Raw genomic sequence first — 3,287 nt, 5'->3', positions numbered from 1 at the left:
GTTTCAAGAAGATTGAGGCGCTTCAGCCCCTCTCCCAAAAGAGGAGAGAGGAGCCGGGGATCAGCCAGCAAGCTGTTCTATCACGGCTGGCCACAGGTTAAGCCTGTACCTTGCCGGGCTCGTAGAAGACTTTGGGCAGGGGTCGAGCAAACTTCGAGAAATCGGTCTCCGGCCTAGGCGAACCATAGCCTGCCTTCAAGTTAGAACGATTGAAAGTACTTTTCCCTCTGGCAGGCTCGTAGAAGATCCACCTTCTGAGGGTGTAGTTCACTTCATAGAGAGTTTGCCGAACACCGTTGATCAGCGATGGAAAGCTGAAGCTGCGGGCTCTGGGCGGCTGATACCAGTAGACATCCCCCGGAGATACAGATAAAGGCTCTGGATCGGCAAAGGGAGGATCGTAAAAAATTGCAAAGTTGGGCTGAGGTCGGCACTGAAATTGAACCTGATATACCCCTTGAGAGGTCATTTCCTGCCGGCCCTGTTGCCACGACTGCAGCATTTTGCCAACATCAAAGCCCATAGCTCGCTGAAAATGCCACAGGGATCCCTGGAGGAAAAAGAAGGCCAAATAGAAGTGGGCATTGGCCAGCCAAACCCTCGAGGAATAGTTCCACGCCCCGGTTTGATTTGGATCGAAGTAGTAAGGGGTGAACGCGGATTTCAGCTCTAGGGTGGGGCCGTAAAACTCCACCGGGTAGGCCAGCGAGTTAAACCCACAATAATAAGAGGCCGCAAAGCCGGCCAGAGCAATGCCAAATAGAGAGTAGGAGAGGATCCCGTCTGCCGAGAAAAGAAAGCGAGCTTTAACCCACTCAAACGGCGGAACCAAAATGTGCCACACCCCTCCCAGCAAGAGAAGAGCTGCCACATAAATATGGCCCCCCACCAAGTCTTCCAAATTGTTGACATCGAACAAATGGGTGCGGTAGTCCCAAAGGGTGGCAAAATCTAAAGTTGGAGCCGTAACCAGGCGTACCTGATCGCTATTGGCATCGTACAACCCCCCAAATAGCATTGCCTTGGCCACCAACAACAGGGATCCCAAGCCCAAAACTAGCAGGTGGTGCCCCAAAATTACCCCCAATGTTTTGGCATCATCCCAAGCAAAGTGAAACTTGGCGGCCCTGCCAAATTCCATATCTAAGCTGGGAGGAAGTCGGGTTTGGTGGAAGTAGGCCCCCCAAGCCAACACGCCCGCAGCCACCAGGTGAATGGCAGCAATGGCCACGTAGGGAAAGGTATTGACAATCTGGCCGCCGCTGCCGACCCCCCATCCCAACGTGGCCAGGTGGGGCAGCAAAATCAGCCCTTGCTCGTATAGGGGCCGCTCTGGCGAGAACTTGGCCAGCTCAAACAGGGTGAAGACCCCTGCCCAAGCCATGATCAAAGCCGCATGAGCCACATGTGCCACGATAAAAGTATTGGAGAGGTTCATCAATCGAGCGTTACCTGCCCACCAGGGATAGCCTGATGGGTGCGTCTTTCTGGTTTTCATAGGTAGTTCCTCAGTCAGCTACAGGCAGGTTTAGCTCAAACCGGCAATAATGTGGTCAAGATAAACGGCCATCTCTTGACCTGCCTCTGTGCCAAGACTTTCCGTCAGCACCTCCTTCATAGCATTCAAGGCTTGAATGACACGATCGATGGGAACGCCGAGAGTGATGTAAGTTTCTTTCAAACCCTGCAACACCCGCTCATCCAAAATAGAAGTATCGGCAGCCAACATGGCGTAGGTGGCATAGCGCAGAAAATAGGTCAGATCCCGCAGGCAGGCCGCGTAGCGCCGGGTGGGGTACATATTGCCCCCTGGCAGGGTGATATCCCCATAGAGCAAGCTTTTGGCAACGGTTTGGCTGATAATGCTGCTGGCGCTGGAGCTGATGGTTTTAGCCGCCTTGACGCGCATGTTGCCACTCTGGAAATAGCGACTTAACTGTTCCAGAGCTGCGGCATCTAAGTAGGAGCCTTTCTCATCGGCAGGGTTAATCAGGGAAGTAATGGTGTCTTTCATGACTTTTCCTCCAAGCACTGATATGGACTATTTTTTTGAGGCAATTGGACAAATTCTGCTTGCGTTAGCGGGACGGGATCCTTGCACCGCTTGCTCAGGCATTGCCTGTGAGAACTTTTATTGAGTTGCAGCTTAAGACATCAGAGCCTGCAAGCAAGCTTAAACCTCAAACTCGCAAATCTTAAGGGCAACACAACTCAAGTCCTCAACAAAATCGGGCAACCGCGCAGCAAAGTGTCTACTAACTTATCCATTCAAAAAGCGCGAATCAGTCGATCGAAGTAGGGGGCTGCCAAAGCCATTTCCTCCGAAGAAAGAATACCGGCGGCTACTTCTTTTAGACAGCTCATGGCCACCCGCAGGTTCGGCAGCGGCACGCCCAAAGATGTATACATTTCGCGCATTCCGTTCAGGCCGATGTCCTCTAGCGGCTTATCGTTTCCCGCCAAGATGCAATAGCTAACCAAGCGGATGTACCAGCCTTGATCCCGCTGACAGAGGGCTGTCTTTTGAGGATTGCCTTTATTGCTGGGGGTGTTGGGGCATTTGGCCCAAAAACGTTTGCTGCCTTCCTGGACAATTTTTTGCTCGTTCTCCGCTAATTTTTTGGCGGCTCGGATACGCACTTGACCCTTGCTGAAGAAATCTTCTAGCTTGGCAATCTCGGCACTGCTGAGGAAGCGATCAGCCGCATCCGACTGCGCGATGACTTGGGCAACAATGCTCATAGGTTTTTGGCAAGGAACGCTCTACAGGTAACAAAGTAAGCTATATCCTCAAGAATCGAAATCACTTATTAAGAAAAAGTTGTGAATTGAAACTTACTCGCAACAAACCCTCTCTGCCCCGTGTTTTCAGCACCGTGACCAGATCGAGAGGGCTGGGTTGGCGGCCAATTGGGATCCCGGATACAACCGTAACTCACAGGGATCCGCTCAGCACCCCAGTTCCTCGCCGGCGAAGCTTTTGGGCAGTTGGAGGAATGGTGCTGGGCACGAGCCGAGGGGGTTTGCAGGTGCAACTTCCCTTGGGATCCCCTTCGAGTCAGGTGCCCTCTTACCTGGCTGGATCCTTCTCAGCAAGGGAAGCACGAGAGTTTGGGTTCTGTGTCAAAGTTGGGGCAGATGGGGCAGGTGAAGCGTAAAGGTCGCCCAGCCGGCAGCGCTGCTCACCTCGATGGATCCGCGCAACTGATCCACCATCTGTTTCACCAAAGCTAAGCCCAGCCCCGTGCCCCCTTCCTTCCAGGGATCCTTGCTGGGAATGCGGTAAA

The 3,287-nt window shown here is 52.9% G+C and carries 3 protein-coding genes and 1 pseudogene; all 4 read right to left on the bottom strand.

Translation table 11 applies throughout. The annotated features are described in order from the left end of the window. Positions 1-511 precede the first annotated feature (511 nt). Positions 512-1,498, bottom strand: a pseudogene (locus NW853_RS12825) (chlorophyll a/b binding light-harvesting protein); the annotation flags it as partial. Positions 1,499-1,528: 30 nt separating this feature from the next. After that, positions 1,529-2,014: an allophycocyanin subunit beta gene (locus NW853_RS12820; RefSeq protein WP_414349198.1), complete on the bottom strand. Its 486-nt coding sequence runs from the start codon at positions 2,012-2,014 to the stop codon at positions 1,529-1,531. Between the two features lie 254 nt (positions 2,015-2,268). Beyond that, entirely contained in the window at positions 2,269-2,742 is a 474-nt protein-coding gene (apcD, locus tag NW853_RS12815; RefSeq protein ID WP_414337776.1) for an allophycocyanin subunit alpha-B, read from the bottom strand. Positions 2,743-3,123: 381 nt separating this feature from the next. Continuing rightward, a complete protein-coding gene (locus tag NW853_RS12810; protein WP_414349199.1) occupies positions 3,124-3,279 on the bottom strand; it encodes an ATP-binding protein in 156 nt (51 codons plus the stop codon). Between the last annotated feature and the right edge of the window lie 8 nt (positions 3,280-3,287).

This window comes from Synechococcus sp. H55.11 (genome assembly GCF_047462475.1).
Classification (GTDB): domain Bacteria; phylum Cyanobacteriota; class Cyanobacteriia; order Thermostichales; family Thermostichaceae; genus Thermostichus.
Note: the sequence above shows the minus strand (reverse complement) of the source record. Positions and strands in the feature narration are given on the sequence as shown.

Excerpts from the sequence above, each read along its gene's own strand:
- NW853_RS12820 (WP_414349198.1), bottom strand. The coding sequence starts at position 2,014 with ATGAAAGACACCATTACTTCCCTGATTAACCCTGCCGATGAGAAAGGC.
- apcD (WP_414337776.1), bottom strand. The coding sequence starts at position 2,742 with ATGAGCATTGTTGCCCAAGTCATCGCGCAGTCGGATGCGGCTGATCGC.